General features: G+C 69.0%; 14 protein-coding genes. 8 read left to right on the forward strand and 6 right to left on the reverse strand.

Annotation, left to right across the window (positions count from 1 at the left end; all coding sequences use genetic code 11):
* The 3 genes from ACY3GB_RS11590 to ACY3GB_RS11600 form a co-directional block, all read left to right on the forward strand.
* Positions 1-946: HlyD family secretion protein (locus ACY3GB_RS11590; RefSeq protein ID WP_463088876.1), on the forward strand; the 946-nt coding region annotated here is incomplete at its 5' end.
* 7 nt (positions 947-953) lie between these two features.
* Positions 954-2498 (forward strand): DHA2 family efflux MFS transporter permease subunit, encoded by a 1545-nt coding sequence (locus ACY3GB_RS11595; RefSeq protein WP_463088874.1) that lies wholly within the window; start codon positions 954-956, stop codon positions 2496-2498.
* 214 nt (positions 2499-2712) lie between these two features.
* The gene (locus ACY3GB_RS11600) at positions 2713-4347 is read left to right on the forward strand and encodes a hypothetical protein (RefSeq protein ID WP_463088877.1); all 1635 of its coding nucleotides are present in this window, start codon (positions 2713-2715) and stop codon (positions 4345-4347) included.
* Between the two features lie 472 nt (positions 4348-4819).
* Here ACY3GB_RS11600 and ACY3GB_RS11605 read toward each other — a convergent pair whose 3' ends face one another.
* The gene (locus ACY3GB_RS11605; protein ID WP_463088878.1) at positions 4820-5161 is read right to left on the reverse strand and encodes an FKBP-type peptidyl-prolyl cis-trans isomerase; all 342 of its coding nucleotides are present in this window, start codon (positions 5159-5161) and stop codon (positions 4820-4822) included.
* A gap of 67 nt (positions 5162-5228) precedes the next feature.
* A complete protein-coding gene (locus tag ACY3GB_RS11610) occupies positions 5229-5399 on the reverse strand; it encodes a hypothetical protein (RefSeq protein ID WP_463088879.1) in 171 nt (56 codons plus the stop codon).
* A gap of 236 nt (positions 5400-5635) precedes the next feature.
* On the opposite strand from ACY3GB_RS11610, the gene ACY3GB_RS11615 reads away from it, so the two are divergent.
* On the forward strand, positions 5636-6406 hold the full coding sequence (locus ACY3GB_RS11615; RefSeq protein WP_463088880.1) for a substrate-binding periplasmic protein: 771 nt from the start codon (positions 5636-5638) through the stop codon (positions 6404-6406).
* 10 nt (positions 6407-6416) lie between these two features.
* Here the strand turns inward: ACY3GB_RS11615 and ACY3GB_RS11620 are convergent, their stop codons facing one another.
* Positions 6417-7709 (reverse strand): adenylosuccinate synthase, encoded by a 1293-nt coding sequence (locus ACY3GB_RS11620; RefSeq protein WP_463088881.1) that lies wholly within the window; start codon positions 7707-7709, stop codon positions 6417-6419.
* A gap of 111 nt (positions 7710-7820) precedes the next feature.
* Here ACY3GB_RS11620 and gcvA point away from each other — a divergent pair, with 111 nt between their 5' ends.
* The 3 genes from gcvA (at position 7821) to ACY3GB_RS11635 (ending at position 10899) form a co-directional block, all read left to right on the forward strand.
* Complete coding sequence (gene gcvA / locus ACY3GB_RS11625; RefSeq protein WP_463088882.1) at positions 7821-8699, forward strand: transcriptional regulator GcvA; 879 nt, start codon at positions 7821-7823, stop codon at positions 8697-8699.
* Positions 8700-8907: 208 nt separating this feature from the next.
* Positions 8908-9690: a 3-hydroxybutyrate dehydrogenase gene (locus ACY3GB_RS11630; RefSeq protein ID WP_463088883.1), complete on the forward strand. Its 783-nt coding sequence runs from the start codon at positions 8908-8910 to the stop codon at positions 9688-9690.
* A 9-nt stretch (positions 9691-9699) separates the two neighbouring features.
* Positions 9700-10899, forward strand: a complete 1200-nt coding sequence (locus ACY3GB_RS11635; protein WP_463088884.1) for a patatin-like phospholipase family protein — start codon at positions 9700-9702, stop codon at positions 10897-10899.
* A 33-nt stretch (positions 10900-10932) separates the two neighbouring features.
* Here ACY3GB_RS11635 and ACY3GB_RS11640 read toward each other — a convergent pair whose 3' ends face one another.
* A complete protein-coding gene (locus tag ACY3GB_RS11640) occupies positions 10933-11859 on the reverse strand; it encodes a LysR family transcriptional regulator (protein WP_463088885.1) in 927 nt (308 codons plus the stop codon).
* Between the two features lie 159 nt (positions 11860-12018).
* Between ACY3GB_RS11640 and ACY3GB_RS11645 the strand changes: the two genes are divergently transcribed.
* The gene (locus ACY3GB_RS11645; RefSeq protein WP_463088886.1) at positions 12019-13425 is read left to right on the forward strand and encodes an MFS transporter; all 1407 of its coding nucleotides are present in this window, start codon (positions 12019-12021) and stop codon (positions 13423-13425) included.
* A 43-nt stretch (positions 13426-13468) separates the two neighbouring features.
* On the opposite strand, the gene bla is transcribed toward ACY3GB_RS11645, so the two are convergent.
* Together bla and ACY3GB_RS11655 are read right to left on the reverse strand one after the other, a co-directional pair.
* Positions 13469-14350: a class A beta-lactamase gene (bla, locus tag ACY3GB_RS11650; RefSeq protein WP_463088887.1), complete on the reverse strand. Its 882-nt coding sequence runs from the start codon at positions 14348-14350 to the stop codon at positions 13469-13471.
* 338 nt (positions 14351-14688) lie between these two features.
* Positions 14689-16158, reverse strand: coding sequence for a CHASE3 domain-containing protein (locus tag ACY3GB_RS11655; protein ID WP_463088888.1), 1470 nt, complete (start codon positions 16156-16158; stop codon positions 14689-14691).
* Positions 16159-16180: the final 22 nt, after the last annotated feature.

The raw sequence follows: 16180 nt of genomic DNA on the forward strand, positions 1-16180 counted from the left end.
AGTGACGCCCGAAGTGGCCGGCACCATCCAGCAGGTGAAGGTGGTCGACACCCAGGCGGTGAAGGCCGGCGACGTGCTGGTGGTGCTGAACGACAGCGACGCCAAGCTGGCGTTGGCCCAGGCCGAGGCCGACCTCGCCCGCGCCGAACGCCGGGTGAAGGGCTACTTCGCCAACGACGAAGGCCTGAGCGCCCAGGCCCAGGCCCGCAGCGCCGACCAAGCCCGCTCCGCCGCGCAGCTGGCCTCGGCCCGCGCCGACCTGGAGCGCGCGAAACTCGACCTGCAGCGCCGCCAGGCGCTGGCGAAAAACGGTTCGGTGTCCGGCGAGGAACTGAGCAATGCGCAGAACGCCTACGCCACCGCGCAGGCCAACCTGAAGGCCGCCGAGGCCGCCAGCCGCCAGAGCGAAGCCAATTACCGCGCCGCGATCGGCAGCCTGAAAGCCAACCAGACGCTGACCGCCGACGCCACGGTAGATGACAACCCCGAAGTGGCGCTGGCGCGCGCCAAGCGCGACCAGGCCCGGCTGGACCTCGCGCGCACGGTGATCCGCGCCCAGGTGGACGGCGTGGTGGCCAAGCGCCAGGCCCAGGTGGGCCAGCGGGTCCAGTCCGGCACACCGCTGATGTCGGTGGTGCCGCTGCAGAACGCCCACGTCGACGCCAACTTCAAGGAAGTGCAGCTGAACCGCGTGCGCGTCGGCCAGCCGGTGGAGCTGACCGCCGACCTCTACGGCGGCAAGGTGGTGTACCACGGCAAGGTGGCCGGCCTGTCCGGCGGCTCCGGCGCCGCGTTTTCGATGATTCCGGCGCAGAACGCCACCGGCAACTGGATCAAGGTGGTGCAGCGGCTGCCGGTGCGCATCGCGCTGGACCCGGCCGAGCTGAAAGCTCATCCGCTGCAGGTGGGGCTGTCGATGGAAGCCACCGTCGACGTCAGCGAGTGAGGCCGCCATGTCTAGCGCGAATCCGGCGGTCGGCGAAATCCAGCGACCGCTGACCGGCAATATGCTGTGGCTGGCGGCGCTGGTGCTGGCCGCCGCCAACTTCATGGTGGTGCTGGACACCACCATCGCCAACGTGTCGGTGCCCAATATCGCCGGCGGGCTGGCGGTGTCGTCCAGCCAGGGCACCTATGTCATCACCTCTTACGCGGTGGCCGAGGCCATCATCGTGCCGCTGACCGGCTGGCTGGCGGCGCGCTTCGGCACCGTGCGGCTGTTCGTCGGCTCGATGCTGCTGTTCGGCCTGTTCTCCATGCTGTGCGGACTGGCCGGCTCGCTGGAGACGCTGGTGCTGTTCCGCGTGCTGCAAGGCTTGGCCGGCGGCCCGCTGATGCCGATGTCGCAGACCCTGCTGCTGCAGATTTTCCCCAAACAGAAAGCCGGCGCGGCGATAGGCCTGTGGAGCATGACCACGCTGGTGGCCCCCATCATGGGCCCCATCCTGGGCGGCACGCTGTGCGACCAGGCCAGCTGGCCGTGGATCTTCTACATCAACGTGCCGATCGCCCTGGGCTGCGGCCTCCTCGGCTGGAACCTGCTCAAGCGCTACCAGAGCCAGGTGTTCAAGCTGCGGATAGACGTGATCGGACTGGCGCTGCTGATGGTGTGGGTGGCCTCGCTGCAACTGATGCTGGACAAGGGCAAGGAGCTGGATTGGTTCGCCTCGCCGGCCATTGTCGGCATGGCCATCGTCGCCGCGATCGGCTTCGCCGCCTTCCTGATCTGGGAGCTGACCGACGCCCAGCCCATCGTCGACCTCAGGGTGTTCCGCCACCGCGGCTTCTGGGCCAGCGTGCTGACCATCTCGCTGGCGTTCGGCTCCTTCTTCGGCGCCACCGTGCTGACGCCGCAGTGGCTGCAGTCCTATATGGGCTATACCGCCACCCAGGCCGGCTACGCCACCGCGATGAGCGGCGTGCTGGCGGTGATGGTGGCGCCGATCGCCGCCCAGCTGTCCTCGCGGCTGGATCCGCGCAAGCTGGTGTTTTGCGGCGTGATGTGGCTGGGCTGCGTCACGCTGTACCGCAGCTTCTCCACCACCGACATGGGCTTCTGGCAAGTGGCGCTGCCGCTGCTGTTCCAGGGCCTGGGCATGCCCTTCTTCTTCGTGCCGCTGACCGGCCTGGCGCTGGCCAGCGTGGAGCCGGCGGAAGTGGCCTCGGCCGCCGGCCTGATGAGCTTCATGCGCACGCTGTCCGGCGCCTTCGCCACCTCGCTGGTCACCACCGCCTGGGACGACAAGGCCAGCTACAACCACGCCGAGCTGGCCGGCATGGTGGACAGCGGCGGCGACGCGCTGCGCGCGCTGAGCGCCGGCGGCATGGGCAGCGACACCGCTCGCGCGGTGATCGAACAGACGCTGCAGGCGCAAAGCATCATGCTGTCCACCAACCAGATCTTCTGGCTGGCGGGGCTGTCCTTCGTCGTCGCCGCCTGCGCCATCTGGCTGGCGCCCAGGCCCAGCCGCGTCGCCGACACCAGCCAGGCCCACTGAGTTTCTCGACCCGCGTTTCACCACTTGCCCCGCGCCCTTGTGGCCGGGGCTTTTTTTCGCCCTGTATTCCCGGCCAGGATTTACATACCGCCTCCATCTCGTAACAGACACTTACATATGCGGCGTGCTATCAATATGCCACGACAATAATTCAGACCGGCTCGGCCGGCGGCGCCTCCGCCTTTCATTCAACGCAGACAGGAAACCCTCAGCAATGAAGCATTCGATCAAGCGGCTGGCATGCGCAACCGCCGCCGCGCTCGCCTGCCAGGCCGCCGCCGCCGCGCCGCTCCAGCCCATCCGCCACGACGCCTTCGCCCAGTCCTGCCAGGCGCTGTGGGGCAAGGAAACCGCGCGTAGCCGCTGGGTGAAGGACGATGGCCAGGGCGGCCTCGCCTACGCGCCGCTGAACGGCAACGGCGACCGCATCATAGATTTCTCCAGCGCCGGCTATATGGGCGGCGGCGTCGCGCTGCCGGCCGCGCCGGTGAAGGCGACAGTCAAGCCCAGCGGCAATGCCGCCAGCGATCTCGCCGACATCCAGGCCGCCATCGCCAAGGTAGCCGCCTTGCCGGCGGTGAACGGCGTACGGGGCGCAGTGCTGCTGACGCCCGGCACCTTTCTGCTCGAATCGCCGATCCAGGTCGCCAGCGATGGCGTGGTGCTGCGCGGCAGCGGATCCGGCGCGGGCGGCACCGTGCTGAAGGCGCAAGGCGCCGGCCACGTCATGCTGAGCCTGGGCGGAGCCAGCGCCAGCCTGACGCCGGTCGGCGCAGCCGCCGCCATCGCCGACGGCTACCTGCCGTCCGGCGGCGACACGCTGCATGTTTCCGACGCCTCCGGCTTCAAGCCCGGCGACGCGGTGATGATCCGCCGCCGCGCCGGCGCCGAATGGATCCACTTCATGGACATGGACCAGCTGGTCCGCGACGGCAAGCCGCAAACCTGGATCAACGCCGGCAACAACAACGAAATCTGGCTGCGCACGGTCACCGCGGTGAAAGGATCGCAGCTGACGCTGGACATCCCGCTGTCCGACTCCTTCGACAGCGGCTATCTGGGGCCGAATGGCGGCAGCGTGCAGAAATACGCGGCCAGCGGCATCGCCAGCCAGATCGGCGCCGAGCGCCTGGCGCTGGAAGGCCTGCCTAACGGCGGCGGCGTCGACTACGGCGTGGCCAATCTGGACAATCTGAGCGATGGCTGGCTCAACGACATCCAGGCCCGCAACTTCACCAACGGCGTGGTGGTCGGCAAGCAGGGACGGCGGCTGACGCTGGAGAAAGTGGCGCTGAACCACGATCACAACAATGTCGACTGCTCCGGCGCCAAGGCATTCGAGTTCAGCATCGCCGGCAGCCAGGTGCTGGTGGACCGCAGCGCGTCCAACGGCAGCAAAAAATCGTTCTACTACGCCACCCAGGCCCAGGCCGGAGGTCCCAACGTGCTGCTGAACTTCAGCGGCCGCGCCGAGGCCTGCGGCAATATCGAGCCGCACCAGCGCTGGGCCACCGGCCTCTTGGTGGACAACGCCGACGTCAGCGGCACCATCGCGCTGGGCAACCGCGGCGCCGACGGCAGCGGCCACGGCTGGAGCATCGGCTGGGGCGTAGCGTGGAACTCGAAGGCGGACCAGCTGGCCATCGCCGCGCCGCCGGGCGCGACCAACTGGGCGATAGGCAGCAGCGGCGCGCTGACGCCCAATGTTCCGGACGCCCAGGGCGTGCCGGTGCCGCCCAAGCTGGGCGCGGTGGACTCGCCCAATGTCCGCGTTGGTCCAGACAGCCTGTACCTGATGCAGCTGTGCCAGCGGCTGGGCCCGCAGGCGGTGAAGAACATCGGCTATTGATGGACGGCTGAAACGAAAAGAGGCCCGGATGGGCCTCTTTTCACACTCGACTCCCGATGCCGCGCCTCATCTGGCCGCGGCATCGCCGCAGGCGAACCCGCGCGACGCGGCTTGGGTTCCCTAAGCTCCAATCCGTGCGACGCGCCATATTTCCCCTTTCAGGACGCGCCGTCCGAAAAGTCGAGGGCAAGGTTTTAAGCTGGCGACTGTTTGAGGCCCGCGACGTTAGCGCGCGCCGAGTTTGCCAGCGCCTTGCCCTTGGCTTTCCGGGCGGAAATCGCGGCCTGCAGAGGCAGCCTGGAGTTGTCTGCGTGCGAATCTTTGATCCGCTCAGCGATAGAGGGTTGGCCGGACAGCCCTCTTGCCCTTAGCGCGGGCGGAACCGCCCTAATCATCGTCCGCGCAGCGGACTCTACGAAATGTTCCACCTTAAATTGACTCGGATGAGCGTCTCGCTACGCTCGCAGCCTGATCAATCGTCCCGCGTCAGCACTTCCAGCAACTCGATCTCGAACACCAGATTGGAATTCGCCGGAATGCGGTCGCCGATCTGGCGCTCGCCATAGGCCAGATGCGCCGGCACCCACAACTTGCGCTTGCCGCCCACCTTCATGCCCATCATCCCCTGGTCCCAGCCCTTGATCACGCGGCCGGTGCCGATCACGCACTGGAACGGCCGGCCCTTGTCCAGCGAGGAGTCGAACTTGCGGCCATCCTCCAGCCAACCGGTGTAATGGCTGGTGATCAGCGCGCCGCGCACTGCTTCCTTGCCCTCGCCCACTACCAGGTCCTCGATCTTCAGCTCTTCGCTCATGCTCTTCATCCACAAAACGCCGCGCGGGGCGAAAGCCGCCATTGTACTCCGCGCGGCGAGCGGTGGATCAGGCGTCCCAGGCTGGCGCGAAGTCCGGGTTGGCGATGCGGCCGCCATCCTCCAGCCGGGCGATGCGCGCCATGTCGTCCTCATCCAGCCGCAGCGTCAGCGCGTCCAGATTGGCCCGCTTGGTCGACGACGGAATCACCGCGATATCCTGCCGCAACAGCCAGGGCAAGGCGACCTGAGCGCCGCCTGTTGCGCCTTCAGGCGGAAGGCGCCCACTCCCAGCTTCGGCATTTGCACGCTGCGTTTCCTTATCTGAATTGAGGCCGAAGACATGCGCTCATGCCTGCGACATGGAAACATCCCGCCTACCCGGACAAGCCGCCAGGCCTCCCCGCCTGGCGGACTATCCTAACAAGACCCAAAACGTTACATTGACGGTAATGTCAGAAGGGTAGGCTTCCCGGCATGAAACCATTGATTCTGCTGTTCGCCTGCGGCCTCAGCGCCGCCGCCGCCGCGGAAACGCTGACGGTGGGCATAGGCGATCAGGCCTTTCCGCCCTACAAGATGGGCAACGACACGCTGGACCCGCGCCGCCCCGGCCTGTCGGTGGAGCTGGTGCGGGCGGCCGCGCGCAGCTGCCGATTGAAAGCCGACATCCGTCTGCTGCCCGGCGCGCGGCTGCTGAAGGAGCTGGAGCACGGCTCGCTGGACGCCGTGATGATGCTTTCCTACACCGCCGAGCGCGCCGCCTATGCCGCCTTTCCGCTGCAAGGCGGCAAACCGGACGAGGCGCGGCGGCTGGCCACGCTCAGTTACGCGCTCTACGTGCGCCGCGACAGCGACGTCGGCTGGGACGGCAAGAAGCTGTCCCATCTGCGGCGCAGCGTCGGCGCCAACGCCGGCTGGTCGATCAACACCGATCTGCGGCGGCTGGGCATCCCGGCGGAAACCGCCAACAGCGTGGCGCAGAACTTCGACAAGCTGGCCAGCAAGCGCATCGACGCCTACGCGGTGCACGAGACGCTGGGCGACGCCTACCTGGCGCGCAATCCAGCGCTGCCGGTGCGCAAGCTGGCGTTGCCCATCAGCACCAAACCCTACTTCCTGCCGGTCTCGCGCCGCTACGCCGCCAGCCATCCCAGGCAGGTGGACTGCCTGTGGAACGCCATCGCCGCCCAGCGCGACGAGCTCACCCGGCGGCGCATCCGCTTCTATCTGGACGCCGGCGGCTAAGCCGCCGGACTCAGCCGCCCAGCATCCACGGATCGGCCAGGCGGATCACATCGTCGCGCTCGGCGCCGGTGGAGATCAGCGACACCGGCGCGCCGGCCAGCTCCGCTATCCGCCGCACGTAGGCGCGCGCCTGCTTGGGCAGCGCGTCCAGGCTGCGCGCGCCGCGGGTGCTTTCCTGCCAACCCGGCAGCGTCTCGTACACCGGCTCGATCCGGCCGCGCTCGGCCAGCCCCGCCGGATAGTCGTCGCGCGGCGCGCCGTCCAGCCGGTAGCCGGTGCAGATCTTCAGCTCGTCCATGCCGTCCAGCACGTCCAGCTTGGTCAGCGCCAGGCTGGCGATGCCGCCCACCCGCACGCTCTGGCGCAGCAAAGCCGCGTCCAGCCAGCCGCAGCGGCGCGGCCGGCCAGTGTTGGTGCCGTACTCGCCGCCGCGCTCTCGCAGGCGGTCGCCGACGGCGTCGCTCAGCTCGGTGGGGAACGGCCCGCCGCCCACCCGCGTGGCATAAGCCTTGCACACGCCCAGCGCGTGGCCGCGCGCGGCGCTGCCCAGGCCGGAGCCGGAGGCCGCCTGGGCCGGCCCGGTGCCGGACGAGGTGACGAAGGGATAGGTGCCATGCTCGACGTCCAGCAGCATCGCCTGCGCGCCTTCGAACAGGATGCGCCGGCCGGCCTCGTCGGCTTGGTTCAACAGTTTCCACGCCGGCCGCAGGTAAGGCAGGATGCGGCGCGCCTGCTCCAGCAACGCCGCCAGCATCGGCTCCAGCTCGAAAACCGGCCGGCCCAGCGCGGCCAGCACCGCGTTGTGGTAGCGCAACGTCTCCTCCAGCCGCCCGCGCAAAACCGCCGGATCGGCCAGATCGGCCAGCCGGATCGCCCGCCGGCCGGCCCGGTCCTCGAACGCCGGCCCGATGCCGCGCCCGGTGGTGCCGATGGCCTGGGTCCGCGCCGCCTCCTGCGCCGCGTCCAGCGCGATGTGGGATGGCAACAGCAAGGTGGCGTTGTCGGCGACGGCCAGCTGGTCCGGCGTGATTTCCAGGCCCTCGGCGCCGATGCGGTCGATCTCGGCCAGCAGCGCCTGCGGGTCCACCACCACGCCGTTGCCGATCACCCCCAGCTTGCCGCGCAAGAGGCCGCAGGGCAGCAAGGCCAGCTTCCAGGTCTTGCCGCCCACCACCAGCGTGTGGCCGGCGTTGTGGCCGCCGTTGAAACGCACCACGCAGTCCGCCGTCTCGGCCAGCAGATCGACGATCCGCCCCTTGCCCTCGTCGCCCCATTGCGTGCCTGTCACAATCACCTTGTTCATGCGTTTCTCCAGAAATGAAAATTGATGCTGTTGCGACAACACCTTACGCAACTTGCCGACCGATGGACAAACGACTTATTCTGGCTTTTCATGTCAGGAAAACTCACGCAAATGAAACGAGATCTCCCGCCGCTGAACGCCTTGCGCGCGTTCGAGGCCGCCGCCGTCCGCCAGAGCTTCAGCCAGGCCGCCGAACTGCTGCACGTCACCCACGGCGCCGTCAGCCGGCAGATCCGCCTACTGGAGGAGTGGCTGGGGGCGCCGCTGTTCGAGCGCCGCCACCGCCAGGTGCGGCTCACCGACGCCGGCCGCGACTACCTCGCCGACGTCCGCGCGGCGCTGGAGCGGATAGAGACCGCCAGCGCCAGGCTGCGGCGCGGGCCGCTGCCGCTGCGGGTGAACGCGCCGGCCACCTTCACGCTGCGCTGGCTGATCCCGCGGCTGTCGCGGTTCCAGTTGCAGCACCCGCACGTGGAGGTGAAACTGACCACCTCCAGCGAGCCTGTCGCCCAGCTGGCCGACAGCTTCGAGGTGGCGATACGCGGCGGCCCGCAGGCGCTGCCCGGCTTCATCGCCCACGAATTCCTGCAGGAAAGCCGGCTGCCGGTGTGCAGCCCCAGCCTGCTCGAGCGCCTGCCGCTCGTCTCTCCGGCCGACCTGTCCCGCCACACCCTGCTGCACACCGCAGGCAGCCCGGAGTTCTGGCCGCAGTGGCTGGACGCCGCCGGCGCGCCCGGCCTGCAGCCGGCGGCCAGCCTGACGCTGGAGCACTTCTACCTGACGCTGCAGGCGGCGCTGGACGGGCTGGGCGTGGCGCTGGGGCCCAGCCGGCTGATCGCCGACGATCTAGCCAGCGGCCGCCTGGTGCAGCCGTTTGCCGGCCCGCGGCTGGAGGACTGGCGCTACTTCGCCTACGTGCCGGAAACGCGCGACGGCCACCCGGCCGTCGCCGCCTTCTGCCGCTGGCTGGAACAAGCGGATCCGATATGAAGCCAGCCGGCGACCGCAAGCCCATTGTCATGCTCGACGCCGCCCGCCGCTTCGGCTATATCTAAAAGCCTCCGCCGGGCCGCGGGGAACTCATCGCGCCGCGCGGCCTCGTACCCGTAAGCCTCGATTGCCCGGAGAGCGGCCAGACGCCGCGCTCCAACCCGGTTTTGCCAGTTGTTCCCCTTCCAGAAACGACAGGAGAAGCGCCATGCAATTGAACGGAAAAGTCGCCCTGATCACCGGCGCCGCCAGCGGCATCGGCAAGGAGATCGCGCTGGTCTACGCCCGCGCCGGCGCGGCGGTGGCCATCGCCGACATCAACCTCGACGCCGCCCGCAAAACCGCCGACGAAATCGGCGCCGCCGGCGGCAAGGCGATAGGCGTGGCGATGGACGTCACCAACGAGGACGCGGTCAACCAGGGCACCCAGCAAGTGGTGGACGCCTTCGGCCATCTCGACATCCTGGTGTCCAACGCCGGCATCCAGATCGTCAATCCCATCGTCAACTACAGCTTCGCCGACTGGAAGAAGATGCAGGCGATACACGTCGACGGCGCCTTCCTCACCACCAAGGCCGCGCTGCAGCACATGTACCAGGACAAGCGCGGCGGCGTGGTGATCTACATGGGCTCGGTGCACTCGCACGAGGCCTCGGCGCTGAAATCGGCCTATGTGTCCGCCAAGCACGCGCTGTTGGGCCTGGCCCGGGTGCTGGCCAAGGAAGGCGCGCCCTACAATGTGCGCTCGCACGTGATCTGCCCCGGCTTCGTGCGCACGCCGCTGGTGGACAAGCAGATTCCGGAGCAGGCGAAGGAGCTGGGCATCAGCGAAGAGGAAGTGGTGAAGCGGGTGATGCTGGGCAATACCGTGGACGGCGTGTTCACCACCGTGGACGACGTGGCCCAGACCGCGCTGTTCCTGGCCGCCTTCCCCAGCGCGGCCCTCACCGGCCAATCCTTCGTCGTCAGTCACGGCTGGTTCATGCAATAAGGAGCGCGCATGGCGAAGGACAAGCTCGATCCGGCCTGCCATGTCGACGCCGCGCCCTACCGCAGCCCGGCCTTGCCGCCGGACCATCGCTACCAGGTGGTGGCGCTGGTGCTGCAAGGCGGCGGCGCGCTCGGCGCCTACCAGGCCGGCGTCTACCAGGGTCTGGCGGAGGCCGATCTGCATCCCAACTGGATGGCCGGCATCTCGATCGGCGCGCTGAACGCCGCCATCATCGCCGGCAATCCGCCCGACAAGCGCGCCGAGCGGCTGGAGCAGTTCTGGCGCACCATCAGCCGCCAGCCGCTGCTGCCGCCGACGCCACACAATCTGCTGGACGACGCCCAGGCGCTGCCGCCGCCGCTGCAAGGCTGGCTGAACGGCCTGGAAGCCTGGCGCGCGCTGATCGAGGGCCAGAACGGCTTCTTCCAGCCGCGCCCGCCGCTGCCGCCCCATGACGGCGGCACCGCCAGCTTTTACGACACCTCGCCGCTGAAAGACACGCTGGAGCGGCTGGCGGACTTCGACCGCATCAACGACAGCGGCGAAATGCGGGTGTCGGTGGGCGCGGTGAACGTGCGAAGCGGCAACTTCGTCTATTTCGACAACACCCGCCAGCGGCTGCGCGCCGAGCACTTCATGGCCTCCGGCGCGCTGCCGCCCGGCTTTCCGGCGGTGGAGATAGACGGCGAGCGCTACTGGGACGGCGGCATGGTGTCCAACACGCCGCTGCAGCCGGTGCTGAGCGAGCGGCCGCGCCAGCACTCGCTGGTATTCCAGGTGGACCTGTGGAGCGCGCGCGGGGAGCTGCCGTCCGACCTGTCGCGGGTCGCGCTCAGGCAGAAAGACATCCAGTTCTCCAGCCGCACGCGGATGATCACCGACTACATGCGGGAGAGCCAGCAGTACCGCCAGTTGCTGCGCGAGGTGATGGAGCTGGTGCCGGAAGCGGCGCGCGGCAGCCCCGCCTATCGCCGCGCCGCCGGCCAGGCTTGCGATCGCCTGTTCAACGTGATCCACCTGATCTACCAGGACAAGCCCAGCGAAGGCCACTACAAGGACTACCAGTTCGGCGCCCGCACCATGCGCGAGCACTGGGCTAGCGGCCTGGCCGACATCCGCGCCACCCTCGCCCATCCGGAATGGCTGAGCATGCCGTCGCCGGAACGGCCCTTCGTCACCCACGACGTGCACAAGCGGGCCTCTCGCTGACGGCGGCCGGGGCGCTTGGCGGCGTTCCGGCGGTTAGTCCTCCGCGCCGCCTGCCCCGGTTTCCTCCCATCCTTCGCCGCATGCCGATTTGACGCAGCCGCGCAGCCAGCAGTGGGCGGGATCGGCGTCATGCCGCGGATGCCAGATCATGGAGATGACGATGCCGGGCACCGACACCGGCAGCGGAAAGCTTTGCATGCCGTCGCGCAGAAAGCCGGTATGCCGCTCCGGCACCGAGGCCACCAGATCGGTGGCGCGCGCCAGCGCCAGCGCCGCGGTGAAGCCGCCGACCAGGGTGGCGACGTTGCGCCGCAAACCCAGCGCTTTCAACGCCGCGTCTATCGGCCCCCGCTCCTGGCCGCTGCGCGACATGCAAACATGCCGGGCCGCGGCGTAGCGCTCGGCGCTGATCTCGCCGTCCAGCAGCGGATGCCCGGCGCGCGCCACGCCGACGAAACGGTCGCGAAACAGCATCCTCACCCGCAGTTCCGGCCCGGCCGACGCGCCCACCACGCCGGTGTCCAGATCCACGCTGCCGTCGCGCAGCGGCGCGCTGTCCTTGTCGGCCTTGAGCGCGAAGCGGAAGCGCGCGCCCGGCGCCTCCCGGGCTGCCCGCTCCAGCAGGCGGGGGCCGAAGTTCTCGACGAAGCCGTCGCTGGTGCGCAAGGTGAAGGTGCGCTCCAGCGTGGACAGGTCCAGCTCCCGCGCCGGCGTCAGGGCCGCTTCCGCCTCGCCCAGCAGCGGGCCGATCCGCTCCTTCAGCGCCAGGGCCCGCGGCGTCGGCACCAGGCCGCGCCCGGCGCGGACCAGCAAGGGATCTCCCATCGTCGCGCGCAGCCGCGCCAGCGCGCGGCTCATCGCCGACGGGCTCAGGCCCAGCCGGCGCGCGGCGCCGGCCACACTGCCCTCGGCCAGCAGCGCGTTCAGGGTGATCAGCAGGTTCAGATCGGGTGTGCTCATCCGTCCACCATAGCACGGCCAGGCATGGCGTCGCATGCAGCTATCGAGTGCATGCCGCGCGTCTTCCGCCATGCCCCGCGCCGGCCTAGGCTGCGGACATGGACAAGGCGCGGACGGCAAGCCGCCGCCGCGCCATCGCAAACCTGATGGAGCATTCGATTGAACATCACCCATTCCAGCCAGCGCGGCGCGCTGGCCTGCCTGTCGCTGTGCGTGCTGCTGTCCTCGCTGGGCACCAGCATCGCCAATGTCGCTCTGCCGGAGCTGGCCCGCGCCTTCGGCGTCTCCTTCCAGCAAGTGCAATGGGTGGTGCTGGCCTACCTGCTCGCCGTCACCTCGCTGGTCGTCGGCGTCGGCCGGCTGGGCGATCTGATCGGCAAGCGCCGGCTGCTGCTGGCCGGCATCCTGCTGTTCAGCCTCGCCTCGCTGGCCGCCGGGCTGGCTTCCTTCCGCGGGCTGCTGGCGGCGCGCGCGCTGCAGGGCCTGGGCGCCGCGGCGATGCTGGCGCTGGCGATGGCTTTCGTCGCCGACGTCGCGCCCAAGGCGCAAACCGGCCGCGCGATGGGCTGGCTGGGCAGCATGTCGGCCGTCGGCACCGCGCTCGGCCCCTCGCTGGGCGGCGCGCTGATCGCCGCCTGGGGCTGGCCGGCGATCTTCCTGTTCAACGCGCCGCTGGGCGCAGCCGTCTTCCTGCTCGCGCGGCGCAGCCTGCCGGCGGACGCGCCGACGCCGCGGACATCCCGTTTCGATTACGCCGGCGCGCTGCTGCTGGCGCTAACGCTGTCCGCCTACGCGCTGGCGATGACGCTGGGGCGCGGCCGCTTCGGCACGCAGAACCTGGCCTGGCTGCTGGCGGCGGCCGTCGGCGTCGCCGCCTTCCTCCGGGTGGAGGCGCGCGGCGCGGCCCCGCTGGTGCGCATCGACATGCTGCGCGATCCGGCGCTGGGCGGCCCGCTGATCGCCGCGGCGCTGGTGGCCGCGGTGATGATGGGCACGCTGGTGGTCGGCCCCTTCCATCTGTCGCGCGCGCTGGGGCTGGACGCGATGGGCGTCGGCCTGGCCATGTCGCTGGGACCGGCGATTTCCATGCTGGCGGGCGTGCCGGCCGGACGCCTGGCCGATCGCTGCGGCGCGACGCGCGTCAGCCTGGCCGGCCTGGCCGCGATGCTGGCCGGCGCGGCGCTCCTCGCCGTCCTGCCCGCCGCGCTGGGCGTCGCCGGCTACCTGGCGCCGCTGGCGGCCTTGACCGTCGGCTACGCGCTGTTCCAGGCCGCCAACAACACCCTGGTCATGGCCGGGCAGCCGGCCGACCGGCGCGGCCTGGTTTCCGGCCTGCTCAATCTGGCGCGCAACCTCGGCCTGGTGACCGGCGCGGCGGCGCTGGGCACCGTCTTCGCCGCCGCGGCCGGCGGGCCGATCGACGACGTCCGGCCGGAAGCCATCGCCTGCGCAACCCGCGCGGTCTTCGCCGTGTCCGCGCTGCTGATGGCCGCCGCGCTCCTCGCGCTGCGGCGCGCCCGCCCAGCCCGGTCGGCCAAAGACGAGGCAAGCCGGCAATGCGGTTGACGCGGCTTTGCGCGGATGGGACGCGCCGCAACCGCCGCCCTCATCAGCGGACGGCTTTTTCCAACGCCGCGCCTATCCTGGCGATGGCTTGATTGCGCGCCGGCATCGACGCTTGGGTCTGGGTGACGTATATGCCGACCAGCACCGGCGGCCTTGCAGGAGGCCAGATCACGGCGATGATGTTTCGAGAGCCATGGCCCCCGGCGCCGGTTTTGTCGGCTATCTTCCAAGCGGAGGGCAAGGATGCTCGCAGCAAGTCGTCGGCAACCCGGTCATTCACCATCCATTGGGTCAGCTGCGCTCTGGACGCCTCTGACAACGCATCGCCCAGCATGATCTTGTTCAAGCTGCCGACAATCGCCTTGGGCGTCGTGGTATCGCGCGGATCGCCCGGCGTGCCTTCATTCAAACTCGGCTCCGTTCGATCCAGCCGGGTCTTTTCATCGCCAAGGCCGAGCATGAACGCCGTCAAACCGGATGGGCCGCCAATCTGATCCAGCGCGACGTTGGCCGCGGTATTGTCGCTATGGCTCACCGCCGCGTCGCAGATTTCATCCAGCGTCATGCGCTGGGGCGCCAGCTTCTTCTCCGTGATCGGCGACCAGCCCGCCAGCATGGATTTCTCGATCGACACCGTCTGGCCCAAGGCGAGCGCCTGACGATCAACCTTGGCCAGCAGCCCGGCGCACGCGAAGGTTTTGAAGGTGCTGTTTATCGGAAACCGCTCATCGCCCCGATAACTCCAGGCCGCGCCGTCGCGGGTATCCAGCACAGCCATGCCGATTCTGGCTTGCAGCGCCTTCTCCTCCGCCCGCACCGCCGTTTCCAAGGCATTCGCGTCAAAAGCATGCGCTGCCGGCGCCAGCAGCGCGGATAAAACGCATGCCGCCCCGATCCGCTTGCCGCATGAAAAAACCTTGCTCAATTCATCTCTCCTGAAATCAATGGGGGACGGCGGCAGAGTAGGAGTCGGACTGGAAATCCTCAGCCGCATCGGCCATGCGCGCGGTTGCAAACCGCGCCTCGGCCATCCTGCGCGCCGCGGCGATCAATCTACAAATCGCCCCGCCGGCTGTAAAACGGCGAAACCGTAACACCCGTATCCGGCGGCGAATCCAGGCTTGGCGCGGAAAGCGCGCGGCTCACGACGCCGGCGGCAGGCATGGCGACGCGGCGCTGTCGGACCGCGCGGCCGCAAGCGCCGGCTTGCTGAAGAGGCGGGTCCGGAACGCCGCGCGCAAAGAATAGGCCGCGCCTGTCCGATCAAACCGCCTGGGGATGGACCAGGCGCCGCAGATCCATCGACAAGCCGGCCAGCTGCGACGCCGTTTGCAGGGTCTGGGTCGAACTGGTTTCAGTCTCTTGCGTCGCCTGCGCCACCTCGGACACGGCGGTCCGCACCTGGTCGGCCGCGGTGGCCTGCTGCTTGGTCGACAGTTCGATCTCGCGCACCGCCTCGGTGGTGGTGCTGACCAGGTCGGCAATCTGCTTGAAGGCCGCGGCCACTTCGGCAAACTGGCGCGCGCCGAGATCGACGGCCTTGGCGCCGCTCTCGGTGGCCATCACCGTGGTGTTGACCGCGCCGCGCACATCGTCGATCTGGGTGCGGATGCCCTTGGTGGACGCCGCGACCCGGTCGGCCAGCTTGCGGATCTCCTCCGCCACCACGGCGAAGCGGCGCCCCGCCTCGCCGGCGCCGCTGGCTTCGATGGTGGCGTTGATGGCCAGGATATTGGTCTGCTCCGCCAGCTCGGACACGATGTCGAGCACCGCGCCGATCTCCTGCGATTTGCGGCCGAGATCAAGCATATGGCTGACCACCAGGTCGGTCTGGCGGCGGATTCCGCCGATGGACTCCTGTCCTCTTTCCACGGTGCCCACGCCGCTGCGCGCCGCCGCCGCCGTCTGCTCGGCGATCTGCGCCACCCGCTGGGCGCTCTCGGCGATCTGGCGCGAAGTCACGCCCAGCTCGCTGATGGTGGTGCTGATCTCGCTCATCGCGCTGGCCTGCTCTCTGGCCCCGGACGCCTGCTGGGTGGCGGCGGCCTGCAGCTCCGCCGATGAGCTCTGCACATGCCCCACCGCTATCCCCAGCCGCTCCGTCAGCGAGCGGGTAATGGAAATGCCGGCGGCGATCACGAACAGCAGGCACAGGGCGGTGCCGCCGACGATGGTCATCTTGGCGCTGCCGGAAGTGGCGTCCGCGTCCGCCTCGCGCTTCCTCAGCAATTCGCGCTCCTCGCGGTTGATCTGGTCGCACACGGCGCGCAAGGCGTCCATGTACTTCTTGCCCTCTCCGTTCAGGACAAGCTTCAGCGCTTCATTGGCATGGCCGGCCTTGCGCAGCTCGATGGTGCGCTTGAGCTCGCTGAACTTGCTGTTCACCAGCGCCTCGGCCTGGCCTATCTTGGCCTGCTGGCCGGCATTGTCAGCGCTCAGGGCCCGCAGCTCGGACAGCACGGTCGGCACGCCGGCGACGGATGCCTGGAACGGCTCCAGATAAGCGGGATCGCCGGTGAGCAGATAGCCGCGCTGGCCAGTCTCGGCATCCTTCATCAGGCTGACCAGGCCAGACACATGCTCCAGCACCTTTTGCGTATGGGTGACCGAGTTGGCGGTGGCGATCTGCACGTAGATGCTCCAATACGCCACGATCCCGATCACGACCAGGAAAGCCGACGATACCGCGAAGCCGAATGCCAGCTTTTGGCCAAAAGTCCGGTTTTTATTCATGATTTAGCCACTCCCATTAGCG

It is taken from the genome of Chromobacterium sp. Ag138 (assembly GCF_055181315.1).